Here is a 19089-nt window from a genome sequence, read left to right as displayed (position 1 = left end):
CTCTCGGACAAGACCTCACGGCTTCAAAACACGCCAGGCTACGCCGCCGCGCGCGCTCAGCCGTACGAGCCCATATTGCCCGTAAAGGTGCGGGAGTGGATAGCCCCCGCCCCTGCGTCGCCTGAGCTTATGCTTGTTGCGTAACCACCGGCGCAACCGCGTTGCGGTGTAGCTGTCGAGCGCGCGATAGGCTCGGCTTACGCTCCCTGCGTTGAAGTAGTTCGCCCAGCCGCGCAGCGTGCGGTTCAGCCTGCCCACCAGTTCCGTGGTCTCATGCCATGCCATCTTGAGAGCGGTCATTGGATGAATCGTTTCGATCATGCGCCGGATACTCTTCTTCGACCGTCGCATACCCATACGGGCCTGCCCCCTTTATCGCTGAGTACATCCGCCCGAACGGGAGAGTAGCCCGGAGGAGTCGCACCCCAGACTCTCGTAGAACGGTGCATGAGCATCTCGACTCACACCGCTCCTATCAGGCAAACGTACCGACCATACCGCGTCGCCAGTGCACGAAAAAGGTCCGGACGCGTATCAGCAAGCTGCTGAAGAAACTGGCTCGCCCGGATCTTGTGAGCTTTAAAGCTTTAAAGCGCTTGAACTTGCGCATCGCCCAAGCCAGCAACGTCTGATTGACGTAGCGCAGCAGAGGGGCCAGTGAAGCGCACCGGGAATCTCGGATCGAATGATCGTTTGCCCTTTGGCGAAACGTGCGTTACCTTCAGCGGCAGAAACTCGAGGTCAATCGTGTCAGGCGTCATCGTCGTTGCGTCCGCAAGTGTTGGTTGCGGACGCAAGCGTGACCCCTTTCGTTCCGTCGCGCTACGTGCGGAGAAATTCGCGCTGATATGACTTTCAATATCAACGGGAATTTGTCTTTGTTTGTTCCATAGGCGTATCGAATTTCCTGAGGGCGACGCAGCAGTAACATCGACGGTGGATCACGCTGATATCCGCGGGTTGGTTACCGCATTACAGAGGTCCGCCTCATGAGCGTGCCGCTATCCCTGTCCGCACAGGATAACCATTCTCGTAGCGATCATCGCTTGGACCAATCGACTGATGCTCGATCTCGGCGAACCGGTTGGATGACGCGGCATATCCAGTTCGGCTGTCGTCGGAACGGGCTGCCCGGCGCGCGTGCATCGCGCAGTGCCGGGGACGCGGACAAAAACGTCACGCAACCACCTTCCAGAGCGCGCTCTTTTCATCGATACAACGCAAGGTCCATTGCTTCGCCTTGATCGCTGTGCCCTTCGCCGTTACCGAGGAATCGATATTCAGTTCCAGGGTGTCGTCCTGAAGGAGCACGCACGTTCCGTTCACTCCAGCCCCATCCGACATTTCGACGGCCACCGCACCGCGCCGGCCCACGGCGGGCGGCAGGTCTTTCACGACGATCATGCAGCCCGGATAGAAATGCGTCGCGCGAGCGAACATCAGGTGTACGGTCGGATCAGTCTGCTTCGTCATGGTATCTCCCGTTTCTGGTTAGCCGTCCATGGACACATTCAAATCCGCTTCGGGCTGAACGGCGCCCGCCTTACCGACCAACTCACTGATCGAACATCGTCTATTCCGCAAAACGCGAGGCAATGATCGATCTCCTCTTCCAGCAGTTTCAGCACCGCCGATGCGCCCGGTGCTCCGGCCGCCGCCCACGCCGTAAAGCGGCGCTCGACCGCAGAGGACCGCTTCCGCACTGAGGCTCAAGTACTTCACGACGTCGCTGCCTCGCCGGACGCCGCTGTCCGCCAGGATGGCCGTCTTGTTTCCGAGCGCTTCGGCGATTTCAGGCAGTCGGTCAACCACCGTCGAGCCCGAATCGAAGTTTCGTCCTCCATGACTGGAAATCACGATGCCGTCGCGGCCATGCGCCACAGCGAGCCTTGCGTCTTCCAGGTCGAGCACGCCCTTGACGATAAGGTTACCTTTCCAGAAACGCCGTATTTCTTCCACGTCTTTCCAGGTCAACGACGCCGCAAGTTTCACGTTTTCCGCGACGGCCACTCGCCCTATGCCGGTTCGAAACTCGGCCGGATAGTGCCATAGGTCGGCAGGCCGCTGGTCGCAAGATAACGCAAGAGCACGGAGAACAGCCACGCCGGATGTGAAATCACGTCCAACGCGCCGGCGATCGAAGGTGTCAGCGGAATGCCGAAACCATTCCTGATGTTTCACTCTTTCTTGGGAGATCTCGGCGTATCAGCGGTCAATGCGATCGAATCGACACCGCCGCTTTTCGCTCGCTCCAAGATACCCTTGGTCAGCTTTCGATCTTCGAATATATAAAGCTGGAACCATAGGTCGGCACCGGCCGCGCGCTCAGCGATGTCTTCGATCGAGGTCATCGACTGTGTCGAGACACAAAACGGTATGCCCGCGTCCCTGGCTGCCCTGCCCAGTTGCACTTCGCCGTCGTGCCACATCAGGCCCGCTACGGCCGTCGGGGCGACAATCACCGGTAGCGAAAGATCGTGACCAAGCACCGAAGTCGACAGGCTTGTTTTCGATACGTCTCTCAGAATCCTTTGCCTGAGACAAAGCGATTCCAGCCTACTGTACATGGCGCGAAGATTGTGTTCGCCCTCGGTTCCACGCGCGATGTACTCGAACCATCCCTTGGGCAAACGCCAGCGCCCGCTGGCCTCGAAATCGCTGATACTCAGGTGGCTCTTCATCGACTTGTCGATTTGATTCGCATTCCGATGTATATGATTCCGGGTCAGGCAATCGTCTTCAAATTCGCATTACCGCCCGCCGCCGCCGTGTTCACGCTCACCGAACGCTCCGTCAGCAGACGTTCGAGCGCGTAGTCTTCGCCGCCGAACGGCTGCACGCCGACCACATTCCGGTTGACGTAGATGTTGCCCACTTGCGATCGCGCGATCACATGCGCGATGGTTTCGTCGATCCGCTTATGGATGCCGAGCGTGAGTCCATAGCCCGTCGAGCGAATTTGGTCGAGGAGTTTATCGAAGTTCGAACGGCGATACCGCACCACGTGAAGCACCGGGTCGAACACTTCGCGCTTCAATTCGTCGATGCTGTCGAGCTCGATCAGCGTCGGCGGCACGAACGTGCCCTGCCCGCACATGTCCGGCAGCGGCAGTTGCGTGACGTTGCGGCCCTTGTCGCGCATGCCCGCGATATGCGCGTCGATGCCGTGCTTCGCGTCCGCGTCGATCACCGGGCTGACGTCCGTCGACAGGCGATCCGGATTGCCGACCGCGAGCTGGTTCATCGCGCCGGTCAGCATTTCGAGCGTGCGATCGGCGACATCCTCTTGCAGGAACAGCACGCGCAGCGCCGAGCAGCGTTGACCCGCAGAATCGAACGACGACTGCAGCACGTCCGCGACCACTTGTTCCGCGAGCGCCGACGAATCGATGATCATCGCGTTCTGGCCGCCGGTTTCGGTGATCAGCGGAATCGGGCGGCCGTCCGGATCGAGGCGCTCGGAAAGCGTCTTGTTGATGAGGCGCGCGAATTCCGTCGAGCCCGTGAACATGACGGCGCGCGTGCGCGGATCGGCGTCGAGCGCCGCGCCCACGGTTTCGCCGTGGCCCGGCAGCAGTTGCACCGCGCCCGTGGGCACGCCCGCCTCGCGCAGAATGCGCGGCGATCAGGTCAGGTCCAAAAAAATGGCAACGCTGATTTACCGCCGGATGCCAATATAAGAGCGTCAAGGAGGCATATGCGAGCAGACCTTCTGCGGCGCGCCGAAGATGACGTTTTCCATTCTTATATATTGAATTCGCATCGCGCGGTACGCTGAAGCCAATGACCCGGCGATGCGCATTCATCCGTTGGCCACATGGTCTGTCTGCAAGGTGATGACGCCGACCCTCCGCTTATCGGTGTTGGCCAAGCTACCCCGGAAATGTCGGCATGCGACATTCGATTGCGGTGGGATTCGCAAGCTGGTTGATGGCTCGCGCGTGACGCCGGTCTTCTCCGGACGCGAAGCACTTGTGAATGCGACTGGCGCAAAAAGTGTCCTGGCAGCGAAAGGCTGATGACGGCGATGGGAATAACTTGTACGCGGGCTACCATGGACGATTGCTCTCGCGTACACGGCATGCTGGCCCTTTGCCGACCAAACATGTCAAGAACACGTTTTTGCACATTCTGTATAGTAGTAGCAGTCGCAGCACCTGCATCATCGCCGCGCTTCTAGTCCAAGTCGATAGACTGGACGATAAGGGAAACGATGAGATACAAGGACTATTACGCCGTCATGGGCGTGCCACGAACGGCGACCGAAGCGGAGATCAAGATCGCTCATCGCAAGCTCGCGCGCAAGTTTCATCCGGATCTCAACAAGGACGCCGAAGCCGAAGCGCGTTTCAAGGAAGTCGGCGAAGCCTATCAGGTGCTCAAGGACCCCGAGAAGCGAGCGGCATTCGATGCCCTCGGCACCCGCTTCAAGGACGGCGACGAAATCCGCCCGCGTCCCGACGTCAGCGGCAGTTACGAATACGACGCGGGCGGCGCGCAGGACGCCGACGACTTCTTCACCGACATGTTCGGCACGCGCGCGCGCCGTTCAGCGCACTCCTACGAGCCCGAGTGGCCGGGCGAAGACCTCCACGCGAGGGTATCCGTCAGCCTGGACGACATCTACCATGGCGCGCCGTGTTGCCTCACGGAATGATGTTACTCCCGGCTAGTTGTCACCGCCGAATCGTTTTGTGATGAGGGCTGGCGCTGCGTAGCAGCGTCAGCCCTCACCACTTCGGCGTCGGCGCCGCTGAGTATCCGGGTCACCAGCTCCCTCGCTCGATCCGATCGCCACACTTTCACCCGGCGCTGCAGGGTGCGTAGTTGCGCGCCGGAATACAGCGTGGGAGCCATTGCGGTGAGGCGCTCGTATAGCTGCTTTGCGGTAATGCCGGGCTCGGTTTCGAGCCACTCCAGTATCTTCGGCCAGGTATGTTCGAACGGATCTTCGCGAGTGCGCCAGTCATGTGGGACGCGCGCTTTGCGGTGATGCGTCGGTCGGATCTCGCCGGCTTGCCACGCGGCACCAAGACTCGACAGGAAATCGGAGAGTGGAACCTCAGGTGCTGTCTGTGTCGACGCTGGCAGACCGCCAGAAGCGCTGCTTTGTGCAACGCGCTGTTGTGCTTCGCGGATTCGATGCAGGAGATCCAATGGATCGAGCCTACGAAACCGCGCGCGAAGGCTACGTTTGGTCGCCTCGGGAATAGATGGGGACCGCAAGACGCGCTCAAGCGGCGTCAACGGTGCCTCATAGCGCTTCGTCACCTTGGCGCCGTGACGAGTCTTCGATTTCAGTTTGAATGTCGAAGACAGCCGCGTTCATGAAGGCGCTATCGTTATCGCAGTCCAGACCACGCAACGGAAACGGTAAGGCAGCGCTCACCTGCTCGATGTGCTCAAGAACGAACGCGCTGCTGCGAAACGGCATAGCGAGACACTCGGTCCAACCCGTTGCGATATCCGTCATCACGAAGCTGTGTACAAAGTCGCCGCCGATCTTGGTGCCACCGCAGTGCTCAAAGAAATCAACCTCCAGATAACCGGGTAGCGGGTCGTTCCAGTCAGTGAAGGTCCTGATCGGCACCGCGCGGCGAATCACATTGCCGATTCCGCCGGCTCGCCGGCGCTGGCCGCTGAAGGCTTGCTCGCGCACATCCCGCAGCAGCCGATCAATGGTCGCGGCGCTTATCTGCTTGAGCCGCTGGCGTAGATCCTTCGGCAGCGACAGATGACCATGCCGTGTCATCGAGTCGATCAGTGTCGGGATGAGCGCCTTCATGCGTCTGCCGCAAATCCGGTCAGCAGCCTTCCATAAGATGATCAGCGCGGCACGAACGTCATCGTCATAGCGCCGCTGCGGGCCTGGCTTCGCCCTCGGCGGCTGCGCCTCTCGGCACAGAACTCGGATTGCGTGCTTACGATGATAGCCCGTCAATTCAACGAATTCGTCCAAGATCTGGCGCTTGTCGTTCCGTTCGGAGCGGCGGTACCGCTCTCCAACTGCCTCGATCAATTCCCGTCTTGTTGTCATGCTGAGCCGCCTCGTCATAAGTCGCCCCCGCCTGCCGTCTGACAGGTAGCAAAATACTTGAGGCAACGAGCCTAGCTCGGTAACAAAAAACCTGAGTCAATGCACGCGCAACGGACCGTGACGCTGCAAACGCCCGTGATCGACGATCAGGGGCGCGTCACGTATCAAACGCGCACGCTCGATGTCGCCATACCAAAGGGCATCCTCGACGGTCAGCGGCTGCGGCTCGCAGCTCAGGGCGGCGTGGGCATCGGCAACGCGCCGCGCGGCGACCTGTATCTGGAGATCGCGCTCGACACGCCCAAGCGATACCGCGTCGACGGCCGGGATGTGACGACCGATCTTCCCCTGGCGCCGTGGGAAGCAGCGCTTGGCGCCGAAGTCGTCGTTCCCACGCCCTCGGGGGACGTCACTGTGACCGTTCCCGCGGGGTCGTCGGCCGGCCGGCGTCTCAGGCTCAAGAGGCGCGGCATTCCCGACAATCCGCCCGGCGACTTCTAAGTGATGCTGGGCATCGTGCTGCCGCCCGCGGATACCGACGCTGAAAGAGCCGCGTACGCCAGGATGCGCGAGGCGTTCGAGTTCGATCCGCGCGCGCATTTTTACGGATGATCATCATGAACGGAAACGATCCTTCTTATCTGCAAGGCGAGATTGTCGAGGAACGCATCGAGTTCACGCTGGTTGAGCTATGCCACATTACCGGCGCATCGCGCGATGATTTTGCCCGATGGGTCGCGGAAGGCGCGTTCGAGCCACAGGGCGCGCGCATGGAGGAATGGCGGTTCAGCGGCACGTGCGTGCGTCGCGCCATCACGGCGCAACATCTGAGCGCCGATCTGGAAGTGAACGCGCCCGGCGTGGCGCTCGCGCTGGATCTGCTCGATCAGATCGACGCGTTGCGCAAGCGGCTCGCCCGTTATGGCGATCGTGGCGAGGCGTCCTGCGCTGCCTGAGTCTGCCCGCCGATCGTCGATGAAGCGCTCGCGCCGTTCACTTGAAGAAAGCCTGAAGGCTGCTGACCATCATTTCCATTGCGATCGCCGCCAAGATCATGCCCATCAACCTTTGCGTGATGGCGATCGCCTTTGCAGATAAATATTTTGCAATGAACGGTGCAGAAAGCAGCGTGATCGCGAGCACGAGCACGAGCACGAGCAAGAATACGGAGAGCCCGATCGTCAGGCTGGGCAGTTTGCGCTCGGTTGCGGCTGTATGCCCAAAGACGATCAACGTGGAGATCGTTCCGGGCCCGACGAGTAGCGGGACGGTCAACCGATAGATGGCTACCGACGAAGGCGCTGCGGTCGGGCTCATTTCTTTTTCGTTCGGATGATGTTGCGGGCTCGCCGTGCCGTGGAGCATATTGAGCGCGATCAATAAGACCAGTAAGCCGCCCGCAAGCGAAACCCGTCGATGGTGACGCCAAACAAGCGTAAGACGGCACCGCCAAGGCTTACGGACACCGCACACCCGATAACAACGCCAATGAGCGTAACCAGTGCAACACGTTGCTTTTCCGCTTCGGTCGCCCTGAGTCAGCGACAGGAGCACAGGAATGTCTGCGATCGGATTCATGATCGCAAACATTGCGGCGAACACCTTCATCGCAAAAGCGAAATCGAATGTCATGGAGTGTTCCTGCGGGGAAAGTGGGTGCCGGAGGTAGCCGGACACGCGGAGCTAGCGCACTCCGAAACCAGGGTTGCTTCAGGTGTTTTACCGCATAAAACTCCGGAATCGAGCAAGTGAGAATCACGAAGTTGCGCTGCGTGGTTCGCGCCGCGCGTCGGAGTGCGGGTCGCCGTCCCACAAAGCTCTGCCCGCATAGGGTGTGCCGGCGCATCGTTCTCACCCTGCTCGAGAGGAAATGGTCGCCCCAGCAGATATCGGGCACACTCAGGCGTATGTATCCGACTGACCCGACCCAGCAGGTTTCGCACGAAACCATCTACAACGCCATCTACGCCCAGCCGCGCGGCGAACTGCGCCGTCAGCTCATCGCCTGCCTGCGCCACGGCCACAGCACGCGCATGCCGCGCACACGGGGTACAGACCGACGCGGACAGATTCCCGACATGGTCAGTATTCATGTGCGGCCGCCCGAAATCGAAGACCGACTGCTGCCCGGACATTGGGAGGGCGACTTCATCAAGGGCGCCAACAATGCCTCTTCGTCGGAGTGCTGGTCGAACGGACCAGCCGCCTGGTGCTGCTGGCGAAGATGGAAGATGCCACGGCTGCTTCCGCGCTGGCAGGCTTCTCTACCAAACTCAATTCGATTGCCGAGCCATTACGGCAGAGCTTCACCTACGACCAAGGCAAGGAAATGTCGCGACATGCAGAGCTCACCGCCGCTACCGGTGTGAAGGTGTACTTCTGCGACCCGCACAGCCCATGGCAACGCGGCACTTGTGAAAACACCAACGGACTGCTGCGCCAGTATCTGCCCAAAGGCACCGACCTTTCGGTCTACAGTCAGGACGAACTTGACGCCCTTGCCGACAGTCTGAACAGCAGGCCTCGCGCCACTCACGCCTTCCATTCGCCACTCGAGGTCTTTGCCGCCACACTCGCTTCCGCAGCTCAAACTCATGGCTCTAAACATTAAATCCGCCGTTGCGCTTCAACCTTGAAACCGCCCTCCGAAAAGTCATGGAGGAAAATCCGCGGCGCAGAGAATATCGAGGCGCTTCTGAAGGGTATCCCCTTCAAGAACGGAACCCCGGTGATTGAAAGCACACCGGCTCCTCAATCGCTGGCCGCTTGATCACGCCGTCCGAGCCGCGTACACCACTCTTGACGATTGCTCCTCAGAGCGCGTATCGAAGGATAGCGAGATGGGAACATGAGAAGGTACTTGAGGACATGCAGCGTCGCCTTGATAAGAATCCAAATACTGCAAGACTGCGACGACAGACGGTCGAACACCCATTCGGTACGCTCAAATTCTGGACGGGATCCGCGCACTTCTTGATGAGGACCCTCCCGCGCGTGCGAACCGAGATGAGCCTTCACGTCTTAGCGTACAACCTGAAGCGAGCAATCAGTATTCTAGGCGCGCCGTCGTTGATCGAAGCGATGAAGATATGAAAGCAAGCGGCGAGTCGCCTTGATCGAAAGCGAGGCGGAATTTTTTCTTTGGCGACCACACCTATCCGACCGCTCGTCGATTGACCAGGTCCGTCCGTCTGCCTCGCCGAGATACCTCACTTGTTTTCGCACAGCCTCGACCCGAAGCAGCCGGTTACCATTGCTCGTACAGCACGTCCGGTAATCCCCGGACAACCGTCACTCGTCGTGTCACGACGGCCTGACGCTCTGACCGTGAACAAAATTGAGCGTCGACGCGGACCTCTCAACTCCACTCTGCCGTAACGGTGGGAACGCTTGACTCCAGCCCAATTGCCGATCCCCGTTTCGCCGGCCAAACTGCGCGCCCCTCGCTACCAAGTACGTTTGATCCCGACCCGCCCTATGAAAGCGTGGAAAGACTGACTTCCAACCTGCCACCCGACGTTTCCCCAACCTGTCCAGCCGGCGCGACCGAGCAGGTTAAGACCGAGCTTCACCTCGTACCTGTTGCTTGGATACAGATTGGACACCCCGTACTGGTTGAAGGCGACGCCGTTGCTCACCGAGTCGTGCCACCAGTTTAGCGTGAGATAAGGCTGAGACCGTTTGCCCGACGCGTGATCGAAGGTGCCATGAAAACGGACTCCAAGCCGGGTAATCCAGCCGCTCGCGCCCGACGTGTCCACGCGCGTGCCCCCCGGCTCCTCTACGTCGCTGCCCGTCCCGTGGGCATAAATGACCTGGGCCTGAGGCTCGATGGCGAAGTTGCGCTGGATCCAGGGATACCATGCGTACCCGCCCTCCGCCGACACGGCCATGGCCTGCGTGTTGTAGCTGACCGAAGGCAACAGCTGTCCGTTAACGGAGTTGCTGTACCAGCCATACTGCGCCCAGAAATCCCCGTACCAACCCAAACGCCGCTCGTCGTTCTGGAACCACGTTGCGTAGACCCCTACGTTCACACCGTGGGTGTCGCTATCCGCCGAGTAAGGGTTGCCGGTGGCGTGGCCGGTACTATCGCCCCAACCGTAGCCGAACATGCCGCCAAGATGAAGCCGGTCGTCGCCCCGGAAGACTGACCAGATGGCGACATCCCCACCGCCCTGAAGCAGCCAGGCCTGGCTGTTTGCGTCGAAATTGCCATCCTCGCTGCGTGACGCAAAGTCCTTGCCGACGAATCGCAGCCATAGCGAATTGCGCTGGGCGTCGTCGTTATCGAATGTCTGCTGGTCCGTCCATTGGGGCTCGCCCAGGCGGTCATGCAGGCTGTGCACCAGGAAGTCTCCGATGATTCTCCTGTTGGCCAGGTACGCAGCCACCTCGGGTCTGAACAGTGGCTTGGGCGGAACAGGAGGTGTCGGCGTGGGCGGATTCGGTGGCGTAGGTGGCACAGGCGTAGGTGGCTCGGGCGGCTGGGCCGACCGGAGGTACCATGCTTGCGGATTGGACGCGTCCACGCTGCCGCGGAACAGCCGATATTCATAGGCGCCTGCCGTCACGCGGCCGTTCAGCGTGAAGGCCGTCGGCGCGGTGCTCGCTCCGCCGATCGCGTCCACCACCAGAATGCCATTCGCCGTTGTTAGCGCGCCGGGACCGATGTTGTTCGGTGCGAGCGTGTTCCGGATGCGAAGCCCGCTCTGTCCGCTCGCCGTGCCGCCATCAATCACCACCTTGTCCGATGGAGAGCCGTCGCCCCCGAGATAGGTATTGAGGCCGATCAGGCTGCCCGGTTGACCTGCGTAATTGACAACGGTGAGGGTCTTGAACGCATTGCCCGCGGGCTCCGAGAACGCGATCTCACTGCCGCTACTGGTGAGTTGGGTCAGATTCGAGTTACCCGTGAGATTCCACAGACTGCCGCTCTGCATTGTCACCATGGAGATGCTGCCTGGCAGTGTCGTGGCCGAACCCGTCATCGTTGAGCCAGAGATATTCAATGCCGCTGTCGACGACGTCGCAGCCGGGAGTGCCGCCCTTTGCGTCAGCACAGCGCTCAAACTGCTCGCGGGTTCGAGCGGGGAATCGGCGGCCGGCTGCGCGTCCACCTCGGGCAATGTGAGTGGCAGCAGCGGCGGAAAGTCCGAGGAAGCACCGACGCGCAGCCAGTCACGCGTCGATCCTGCCGCTCCCACAACTGACCTGGTCAGAGAGATGTTCGCGAGACCGGACGCTCCAATGACAGGTCCGCTCTGACTTAGCAACGTGCCGCCGGTAACCTGCGCTGCCGACGGTGCCGAGACCGAACTGGTCGCGTAGAGTGCCATGGCCTGCGGACCCGTCGCTTCGAGACGCGCCGCATTGACCGTGACCGATCCTCCTTCCGCGGCGACCGCGCCGTGCGCGGCGCTGCCCGACGTCTTGACGACCGTCGTGTCGACGGTGACCGCACTAGGTTGCGCGACCGCCATTAACCCCTGAGAGTCCGCGCCGGACGTCGTGATGGTTGAACCGCTGTCAGCCCGCACAGCGGCCCCCTCGATTGCAAGCAGTCCCACAGCAGAGTTTCCGCGCGTGACGACAGACGAGCCACTGATCGTAATCCGCGACATTTCCGGCAAAAACTTTTGCCGGGCGGCTGCCCCATGTGCGAAATCACCGCTCGTGTTGACGCTGACGCCAGAACCGGTGATCGTCGCGTTCGCAGCCGGTCCGGTCGGCTCGACGATCGAATAAAGCCCAATCGCACCCGTGTTGTCGGTGGTAATCGCGTTGTTGGCGAGCCGCACCGTGCCGCCATCGTCGGCAAGCACGCCCATGGCGTTCGTGCCGCGCGTGTGGACAGAGGTATCCGTCGCGGACAGCGTGCCGCCCAGCCTTGCAGCCAAGCCGTGAGCGCGCTCCGGCCCCGCCGTTTCGCTGCCCTTCGTTTCGACGCTCCCTCCCAATGCCGTCAGCACACCATTGGCTTGATCGGCCAGCATGCCGATCGATCCACCGGCGCCCGTCGTCGTTACCGCAACTCCATCTGCGGTGATCGATCCGTTGCGGGCCCACAGTCCCACCGAACTTTGTCCCTGCGTGAGAATGGTGGTGTCCTGGTCCAAGGTGACGGTCCCGCCGTCGAGCGCCTGCACGCCATGTCCGCGGTTATCCGCTCCCATCGTGATGGCGACGTCGTGCGCATTGATACGTGAGTTGGCACCAGCAGCATAAAGTCCGAACGCGTTATTGACTGCGGCAGAGGTCGGTGCGGGCGGAGTGATACTGATGTCCGAGCCCGCGAGGTCGGCCAGACCGCCGTTCGTCGCAGCTAGACCATAGGCGCGCAGCCCCGTCGTGCTTAACGTGGCATCCGCAATCTGAACGTGCGATCCGGCTCCGTCGACCGCCACGGCCGGGGCCGAGCGGCCTGAAGTGCTCATGGAACTGCCGCTCCCGGACACGCTAGCGGATGCCCCCGACAACACACGCAATCCCGCCGACGCGCCTCCGACATCCGCGCCCGTCGACACCAGCGACGTACTGGTCAGGGACAGCGATCCGCCCTGCTCGGCCTGCGCGGCCGCCGATGCATTCCCGCTCGCACTAACCGCAATGCCGTCTCCCTCGATCAGACTACCGGCGCCGCTCGCCAGCAGCCCGTGACTACCTGTCACGGGAGAGACGATCTGCGCGCCCGTAGTGTGGACGACAGTCCCCCGGTCCAGCAGCACGTGGCCGCCGCCGACTGCATAGACCGCGTGCGACCCGCGCGAGGTGAGCGTGGTGACCGTCCCTCCATGAAAGAGAATCTGATTTCCCGCGCCACGCGCTAGCAGGCCGTAACTCTTGCTAGTGGCGAAGCTGGTCGTCCCGTCGGTCTGCACTGTCGAATCGGTGAATTCGATCTGCGCATTCGACTCCGCTGCGACGCCCACCAGATCGTGGGCCTGGATACCGGTGCCGCGCAACGAGATCCTCGCGTTGCCAGCAACAAGACTGGCGCTCGATGCCCGGATGCCGTAAAGGTTGTTCGCCGCTGCGCCGGAAAGGTTTGCGGTGATCGTTGCACCGGTCAGCGTGACCGTGGCATTGCTCTGTTCGAACACGCCAGTAGTTCCCGCCGCCAGCAGCGAGATACCAATCTGACTGCCGGCAAGCGGACTTCCACTCACGGCCACTGCAACAGGCGCTACGGCGGTCGCCGCATAACTACTGTTTGGCGGCGGCGAACAGGAAGGGGGGCAGACGATCTGCTGGGCGTGCACAGACACCGTCATCGCTGCAACCAGCCCGAAGCAACCGGCACGTGGCAGCAGTATCAGAGACCGCTCCGGCGGCGGCACCACCAGCCTCCATGCACTCAGGTCTTTCATCACCCCTCCCATGTCAGCCCTGTCTGTGCAGGACGAAGAGAGACTGCGTCGGTAGAACACGCGTCAGGACATCGCCATGATGTTGCCGCTAGTCGACTGCGTCATTGATTTGGCACCGGCCGAATGCGCCGCGACGGATCGTCATACTTCCATTTAATGGGCTTCGGATTTTTGTTGTGCTCACGGATGTAGTGCATGAGTTTGCGATCCAGGGCTTTTACCGACGTGAAGATGCCACTGGTGATCATTTCACGCTGGACGCGCGAGAACCAATTTTCCACTTGGTTAAGCCACGACGAGTAGGTCGGTGTGAAGTGCAGACGTACATTGCGATGCGCGTTGAGGAATTCGGCGACCCGCGGGGTCTTGTGGCTATTGACGTTGTCACAGATGACGTGGGTTTCCCTGCGTTTGGGCTGACTGGCGACGACATCGATCAGAAAGGCCACGAACTGTTCGCTAGTGTGGCGCGGCGCCGTCTTGCCAAGCACTTCGCCAGTGGCGGTATTGAACGCCGCAAACAGGCTGAGCGTGCCGTTGCGCTTGTACTCGAAGCCGTGACTCTCGGCGCGCCCTGGCGACAGCGGCAACATCCGGTCCTTGCGGTCGAGTGCCTGGATCGCTGTCTTCTCGTCAACAGAGAACACCGCTGCATGTGCCGGCGGGTTCGGATACAGCCCGATCACATCGGCTGCTTTTGCCTCAAAGCCCGGATCGTTGGAGACCATGTGCCGCTCGAGCTGTTGCGGCTTGATGCCGTGCTTGCGCCAGATGCGCTGCACGGCCGAGACCGACACGTCGCCCAGCTCTGTCGCGAGCTTGTAGCTACTCCAATGTGTCGAGCTGTCGGCGGGTTTGTGCTTGAGAGTGGATTTGAGCACCCGCGCCTCAAGTCTAGCTGGCGGCTGCTTGGGCGCGCGCCCGGGATGGCGGGCGTACATGCCGGAAAGCCGCTCGCTAAGAAAGCGCCCCGACCAGCGCGCGATGAAACGCGAGTCGCAACCAAGAGTGCATATGATGCTGTCGCGCGGTTCGCCGTCCTCGAACATCAGGATCAACTTCGCGCGTCGTACGTCCGCCGCACGCACCGTTCGGCTACGCGCCGCCGACAGCAGTTGCTCGCGTTCGGTCTCGGTCAGATTCATTTTGCCCATGACCCGTATCAAAACCATATACAGGCGCCAAATCAATGACGCACTGCACTGATCAGTCCGCTCGCGTCGATACTTGCGGTCGTACCCACTGTGCGATCGCCCGTGGTAGCGGTCGTGACCACAGGCGCCGCGACTGGTCCCGGGCCGCTTGTCTGTGCAACCGCAGTTTCGACACCGGCATATCGTTAGCATTCCCATCGAAATAAAGATCTGCGGGTGCACGATGCGGATGCACGTGCGTGTAAGAATAAGGCCGAACGACGGCATCGGGTACGGCACCCGGGGATCTGCGGATAGCGGCTGGTTTTGCGCGCGGTCATCGAGTCTTGACCGAAATTGGCAAGGGCACATCCGGATGCGCCACAGACCTGGCGAACGCGGAGCCTGCGTTGAGATAGTCGGTCATCACCTTGCGCAGGATCTCGGTCGTATCACCGAGCAGCAGGCGTTGCCCATCCTGCCTGACGTGGTAGACGGTGGCCAGCCCGCGCTGGGTGTCATACAAGGCGACGATCTGATGGGAAGGCATTTCCGGATCGCTCATTCGACCAAGCAGGTAAGAGCGGTCGTCGATCCGTAGCGGCAGCATTGCCGATGCCGTAGCATACGGCGGCGTTTCACTGCGCGCGCTGCCGCCGGGAAGCTTGTCTTTGACCCATTCGGGGACGACCTCCCCGCCATGGCGAAGACTCAACGAGAGCGCATGACGAAACGGTGGTGTCGTCGCATACACCTCGTCGAACAGCGGGCATCGCGCCGCGTCCTTGCATTGACTTGCCATGTAACCGCCGCGCGGCGCAGTGTCGAACTCGCTGCCGGACGAAGTCTCAGCGGCGAACGCAGGACAAGCCAGTAAGCATAAAGCCGCACACTGTAAAACGATGCGACCGTGTAGGGCACCGGGCTGCATGTCGACTTCCCTCGTGATCAGATGGCACGAGAGCTCAGGGGCAAGCGGGAGATGCAGCCCTCTGAACCAAAGCGATTACAGTCTAGGATACCCGGGGGAAGATTAGTAAGACAAGCTGACGTTTTTTTGTAACCTTACTTCTTCAGAGATTTTTACCGTGCATTTTCAGACGGAGAACAGTTTATCGGCGCGTCGTGCCGGCAGGGCACGATTGCTGCTTTTCTCAACGTCTAGAGGTCAATGTTCGAATATCCGCATTAAAGCGCGATGCTGTGCTGGCCGATTGCTGGCTCAGTAAGCCGTATGGATCAATCCTCGCCGCTTCACGGCGCGACGGCCTGAAAGCGCTAAGCGCTAACGCGTCGGCTTTCTTCGCCATCGGCGAGCGCCCCGCACTTCAAGGTGATAAAGTCGTCTGCTAACGTTATTGCGCGTTCATGGCTTGAAAGCAACCATTTAATTTGGACAAACGCGGCTTTGCCTCTGCGATCTATCAACGCGGCCGCCTTCTCGACCAGCGCTTTGGTTTGAGCTGCTGCAAATTATCTCGCGGGCATTCCGGCGAGAGGTCGTCTCTATTTGCCGGCGCATCAGGCGGCGCGCTTCAGCTACGGATCATGCGCGGTATTTGCGGAAGCGCTACGCGAACGTGGTGGTTCGCAGCCCACTGCACTTCTAGCGGTTCGGGTATTGCCTGGGTGGGAAGGAACGCGAATGGGCGAACGCGGATATTTTCACAGCGTCGCGTTGCATCCCGACGGGACGGGCGAAGATTCTTGGGGAATCCCTCCGTTGAACGATATCGCGTTGCGCTATGGAGTTGCCGAGTTTGTGACGGACCAGGACGAGCACCACGCCGTGGTCCAACGGATCAAGCAGAACACTCCCGATATCTACGTAGATAGATATCACGATGCGATATCGCTGCTGCGCGAGCACACCGGTAGATGGAGTTCAGGGCGGAGTCGACGGATCAAACGAGTGCGCGTGAAAGCGTTCGACCAGATTGCGCTGACGGTACAACGTACGGTCATAACGACGTTGAATCTTGCGGTTCGAGCGTGGCGGAATGACGGCCTTGGCTCGACTTGCGCGAATGCCTTTGACAAAGGCGTCCGAGTCATAGCCCTTGTCGGCGATGACCGCCTTGCAGCGCAGTCCGTCGACCAGATCTTGCGCGCACGCAATATCGGCCACCTGTCCTTCGGTAAGAATCAATCGCAGCGCGCGACCACGCGAATCCACAGCCAGATGAATCTTGGTGCTCAGTCCTCCGCGCGATCGCCCGAGCGCTTGGGGTCCGTTTTTTTCCGCGCTCCGGCCGAATGCTGGTGTGCTCGGATGACGGTCCAGTCGATCAGCACATGTTCGAGTTCGCCCGCTTGTGCCAGCACAAGAGCCACGAGGTCCCAGACGCCTTTGCGCCGCCACCGGGAAGCGGATGTATGCCGTATGCCATCGAGCGAACTCCTTGGGCAAATCACGCCACGGACTGCCCGTGCGCGCGATCCACAGCACGGCCTCGACGAACAACCGATTGTCTGCGCCATGCCGGCCCACATCACCAGGCTTGCCCGGAACAATGCACTCCAGAAGTTCCCATATCTCATCGGTCGGCAACATTCGACTCATCTTGATCGCTTACATAAAAGATGAGATGTAAACACATTTCTTCAAATGTAAACAGACCCTAGTTGCTTCGAAGTTCGCGCGCCAGTTCCATAGCGATCTGGCCATTCGCTCCCAAAATCGTTTGCATTGCTCAACCTTGGTAAAAATCCAGTAAAGAGGGAAGTTAAGACAAACGGTCAATAGGTTTGACATCCGGAGGGGCTGCGCCATTGAAAGATGATCTTCCGTGGATTCAGATAGTCAAGAATGGCGCCGCCGGAAGAAGTCGTCAGGCGTTTGAGAGTGCCCTTCGTGAAAATGAACGCATCCCGCGTTCTATAAAATACGCTGATTATCTGAGTCAACGAATAATCGCCAGCTGAACTGCTCAAAGACAGTAGTCGAATGCCCTACTTTGATGCTGCACCTTTGAGCATTCGCGCGATCGCCGTGGGACCAGTCGCGGGAAGGCTTTCGCCACTCCGATTATGTGCCGCCCGCCTTGACGCTCTGGCAAGCATAGCCTTCAAGTTAACTTGAAAGTCAACTGTTTTCGGACTTGGTAGATGGAGATAGAGAACAGGCAAAACTAAGTGGACCGAGCACTTCCCGGACCCATAGGGCCTAGACGCGAGACGTGACGGAAGCGGGCTGCCGCCGAGCAACCGGGCCGGGTGGCCAGCTCGCGAATCGCTCTCCGCCGTGGCGGCGGAGTGTTCGTTCAGGAGCGCTGGAGTCTGGTGCGTCATTTCCATGCGTCTTTCGGAAGACTCGCCGACTTCGCGCTCGCGATGACACTGGGACGGCAGCGCAAGCGCGGAGCAGACGGAGAAATCGGGCCGGGGCTTTAGTCGCCGCGACGCGTTGCGCGCGTCGATCATGCCTCTCGTGCTCTCAGCCGTCTTGCGCGGGACGGAACGATTACCTTGTTGGCGGTGGCCCCAATCTCAAGCCTGAACTGCTCGGCGAGCGTTTCGGCTGCCAACGAAAGCGGCATGCCGCGCAACTTCAGTACCCCGAGCTCAAGGGTCGGCAAGTTCATTCGCAATGGAATGCGGCTGACCTGCTCCGAATACGGCTTCACGTCCAGCATGCCAGCCGGGCAAGCGAGCAGCGCATCGCTACGTGTCATGAGGTTCCAGCACACGCCGAATGTATTGGTGCGGATGATCTGTGCGGGCATGGCAAGACGCGATTTCCGGATGTAATCGAGCAAGCCGCTGTGCTGACTGCCGGGCGACAAATACATGATCCATTCGCAGTCGACGAGCTGCTTCCATTCCGTCGCTTCCGCGAGCGGGTGCCCCCGCCGGCACACGACCATCGTTTCGAGCGTCTGCAAGGACTCGAACTCGAATTCGTCGCCGATCTCCGCGACGGTAGGCGCGGCAACCGCGAAATCGATGGTCCCGTCTCGCAACGCGGGAATCACCAGCGGCATCATCCCTTCATCGAGCCTCAGTTCCGCGAGCGGCATGCGCTTGCGGAAACGCTTGATCACATCCGGCAGCACGCCGAGAAAGACCATGGGCGTCACCGCGGCGGCGACGTGCCCGCGCTTTCCGCCAAGAATCTGGTTGATGTCCTGCCGCGCCAGTTCGAGCTGAACCTGCGAGAGGCGCGCTCGCAACGTGAGCTGGTGGCCGCATTCGGTCAGCGTTACGCCTCGCGAGCCGCGCACGATCAGCGGTGCGTCGAGGTCCGCTTCGAGTTCGCGAATCGCCTTCGTGACGGCCGCCTGGCTGAGTCCCAGATGACGCGCCGCGCTGCGGATGCTGCCTGTTTCGACCAGGCCCAGCCACGCCTTCAATTGATGATCCTTCATGCACGCTCCGCCGCTTCCGGGTCGGACGACCGACAACCGAAAGTCGTCTCCGAAAAGAATTTAACGTCTTTTGGTTTCCATTTTAGCTGGATACGCTGCGTCCTGATTCAAGTCGGAGCAGGCAGCGAAACCGCGTAGGAATGCCCTCGCGGGACGCCAGCCGCACTCACATCCTCAGTCAT

The 19089-nt window shown here is 60.6% G+C and carries 15 protein-coding genes and 3 pseudogenes; 5 read left to right on the top strand and 13 right to left on the bottom strand.

All coding sequences use genetic code 11. The features are described 5' to 3' along the window. Window positions 1–15: 15 nt before the first annotated feature. From NCS28_RS15340 to NCS28_RS15320, 5 genes and pseudogenes are all read right to left on the bottom strand, one after another. The gene (locus NCS28_RS15340) at window positions 16–300 is read right to left on the bottom strand and encodes a group II intron maturase-specific domain-containing protein (RefSeq protein ID WP_250514611.1); all 285 of its coding nucleotides are present in this window, start codon (window positions 298–300) and stop codon (window positions 16–18) included. An 876-nt stretch (window positions 301–1176) separates the two neighbouring features. Next, window positions 1177–1473 (bottom strand): hypothetical protein, encoded by a 297-nt coding sequence (locus NCS28_RS15335; RefSeq protein ID WP_250514610.1) that lies wholly within the window; start codon window positions 1471–1473, stop codon window positions 1177–1179. An 18-nt stretch (window positions 1474–1491) separates the two neighbouring features. Next, entirely contained in the window at window positions 1492–2181 is a 690-nt protein-coding gene (locus NCS28_RS15330) for an alpha-hydroxy acid oxidase (protein ID WP_250514609.1), read from the bottom strand. Further along, the gene (locus NCS28_RS15325) at window positions 2178–2681 is read right to left on the bottom strand and encodes an alpha-hydroxy acid oxidase (RefSeq protein WP_250514608.1); all 504 of its coding nucleotides are present in this window, start codon (window positions 2679–2681) and stop codon (window positions 2178–2180) included. Before NCS28_RS15325 ends, NCS28_RS15330 begins: the two co-directional genes overlap by 4 nt. A gap of 77 nt (window positions 2682–2758) precedes the next feature. Beyond that, a pseudogene (locus tag NCS28_RS15320) lies at window positions 2759–3619 on the bottom strand (aldehyde dehydrogenase family protein); the annotation flags it as partial. A gap of 594 nt (window positions 3620–4213) precedes the next feature. Between NCS28_RS15320 and NCS28_RS15315 the strand changes: the two are divergent. After that, entirely contained in the window at window positions 4214–4657 is a 444-nt protein-coding gene (locus tag NCS28_RS15315) for a DnaJ domain-containing protein (RefSeq protein WP_250514607.1), read from the top strand. Window positions 4658–4659: 2 nt separating this feature from the next. Here the strand turns inward: NCS28_RS15315 and NCS28_RS15310 are convergent, their stop codons facing one another. Both NCS28_RS15310 and NCS28_RS15305 read right to left on the bottom strand, forming a co-directional pair. Then, on the bottom strand, window positions 4660–5157 hold the full coding sequence (locus NCS28_RS15310; protein ID WP_250514606.1) for a hypothetical protein: 498 nt from the start codon (window positions 5155–5157) through the stop codon (window positions 4660–4662). A gap of 97 nt (window positions 5158–5254) precedes the next feature. Beyond that, window positions 5255–6037 carry a hypothetical protein gene (locus tag NCS28_RS15305; RefSeq protein WP_250514605.1) on the bottom strand — a complete coding sequence of 261 codons (783 nt, stop codon included), beginning with the start codon at window positions 6035–6037 and terminating at the stop codon, window positions 5255–5257. 99 nt (window positions 6038–6136) lie between these two features. Between NCS28_RS15305 and NCS28_RS15300 the strand changes: the two genes are divergently transcribed. Further along, entirely contained in the window at window positions 6137–6538 is a 402-nt protein-coding gene (locus NCS28_RS15300) for a DnaJ C-terminal domain-containing protein (RefSeq protein ID WP_250514604.1), read from the top strand. 116 nt (window positions 6539–6654) lie between these two features. Further along, a complete protein-coding gene (locus NCS28_RS15295) occupies window positions 6655–6993 on the top strand; it encodes a chaperone modulator CbpM (protein ID WP_250514603.1) in 339 nt (112 codons plus the stop codon). Window positions 6994–7030: 37 nt separating this feature from the next. Here the strand turns inward: NCS28_RS15295 and NCS28_RS15290 are convergent, their stop codons facing one another. Continuing rightward, a complete protein-coding gene (locus NCS28_RS15290) occupies window positions 7031–7669 on the bottom strand; it encodes a MarC family protein (protein WP_250514602.1) in 639 nt (212 codons plus the stop codon). 152 nt (window positions 7670–7821) lie between these two features. Between NCS28_RS15290 and NCS28_RS15285 the strand changes: the two are divergent. Next, a pseudogene (locus tag NCS28_RS15285) lies at window positions 7822–8648 on the top strand (IS30 family transposase); the annotation flags it as partial. Window positions 8649–8854: 206 nt separating this feature from the next. Next, window positions 8855–9130, top strand: a pseudogene (locus NCS28_RS15280) (transposase); the annotation flags it as partial. Between the two features lie 353 nt (window positions 9131–9483). On the opposite strand, the gene NCS28_RS15275 reads toward NCS28_RS15280, so the two are convergent. The 5 genes from NCS28_RS15275 to NCS28_RS15255 all read right to left on the bottom strand — a co-directional run bounded on the left by NCS28_RS15275 (window position 9484) and on the right by NCS28_RS15255 (window position 18907). Beyond that, window positions 9484–13407: an autotransporter outer membrane beta-barrel domain-containing protein gene (locus NCS28_RS15275; RefSeq protein WP_250514601.1), complete on the bottom strand. Its 3924-nt coding sequence runs from the start codon at window positions 13405–13407 to the stop codon at window positions 9484–9486. 101 nt (window positions 13408–13508) lie between these two features. After that, window positions 13509–14570, bottom strand: coding sequence for an IS630 family transposase (locus tag NCS28_RS15270; protein WP_502801195.1), 1062 nt, complete (start codon window positions 14568–14570; stop codon window positions 13509–13511). Window positions 14571–14877: 307 nt separating this feature from the next. Further along, window positions 14878–15471, bottom strand: a complete 594-nt coding sequence (locus tag NCS28_RS15265; RefSeq protein ID WP_250514599.1) for a hypothetical protein — start codon at window positions 15469–15471, stop codon at window positions 14878–14880. A gap of 954 nt (window positions 15472–16425) precedes the next feature. Beyond that, window positions 16426–17094: an IS5 family transposase gene (locus tag NCS28_RS15260; protein WP_250514598.1), complete on the bottom strand. Its 669-nt coding sequence runs from the start codon at window positions 17092–17094 to the stop codon at window positions 16426–16428. Window positions 17095–17959: 865 nt separating this feature from the next. Then, a complete protein-coding gene (locus NCS28_RS15255; protein ID WP_250514597.1) occupies window positions 17960–18907 on the bottom strand; it encodes a LysR substrate-binding domain-containing protein in 948 nt (315 codons plus the stop codon). Between the last annotated feature and the right edge of the window lie 182 nt (window positions 18908–19089).

Origin of the sequence: Caballeronia sp. INDeC2, from assembly GCF_023631325.1 — a bacterium.
In the GTDB taxonomy this organism is placed as follows: domain Bacteria; phylum Pseudomonadota; class Gammaproteobacteria; order Burkholderiales; family Burkholderiaceae; genus Caballeronia.
This window is presented reverse-complemented; position numbering and strand designations above follow the sequence as displayed.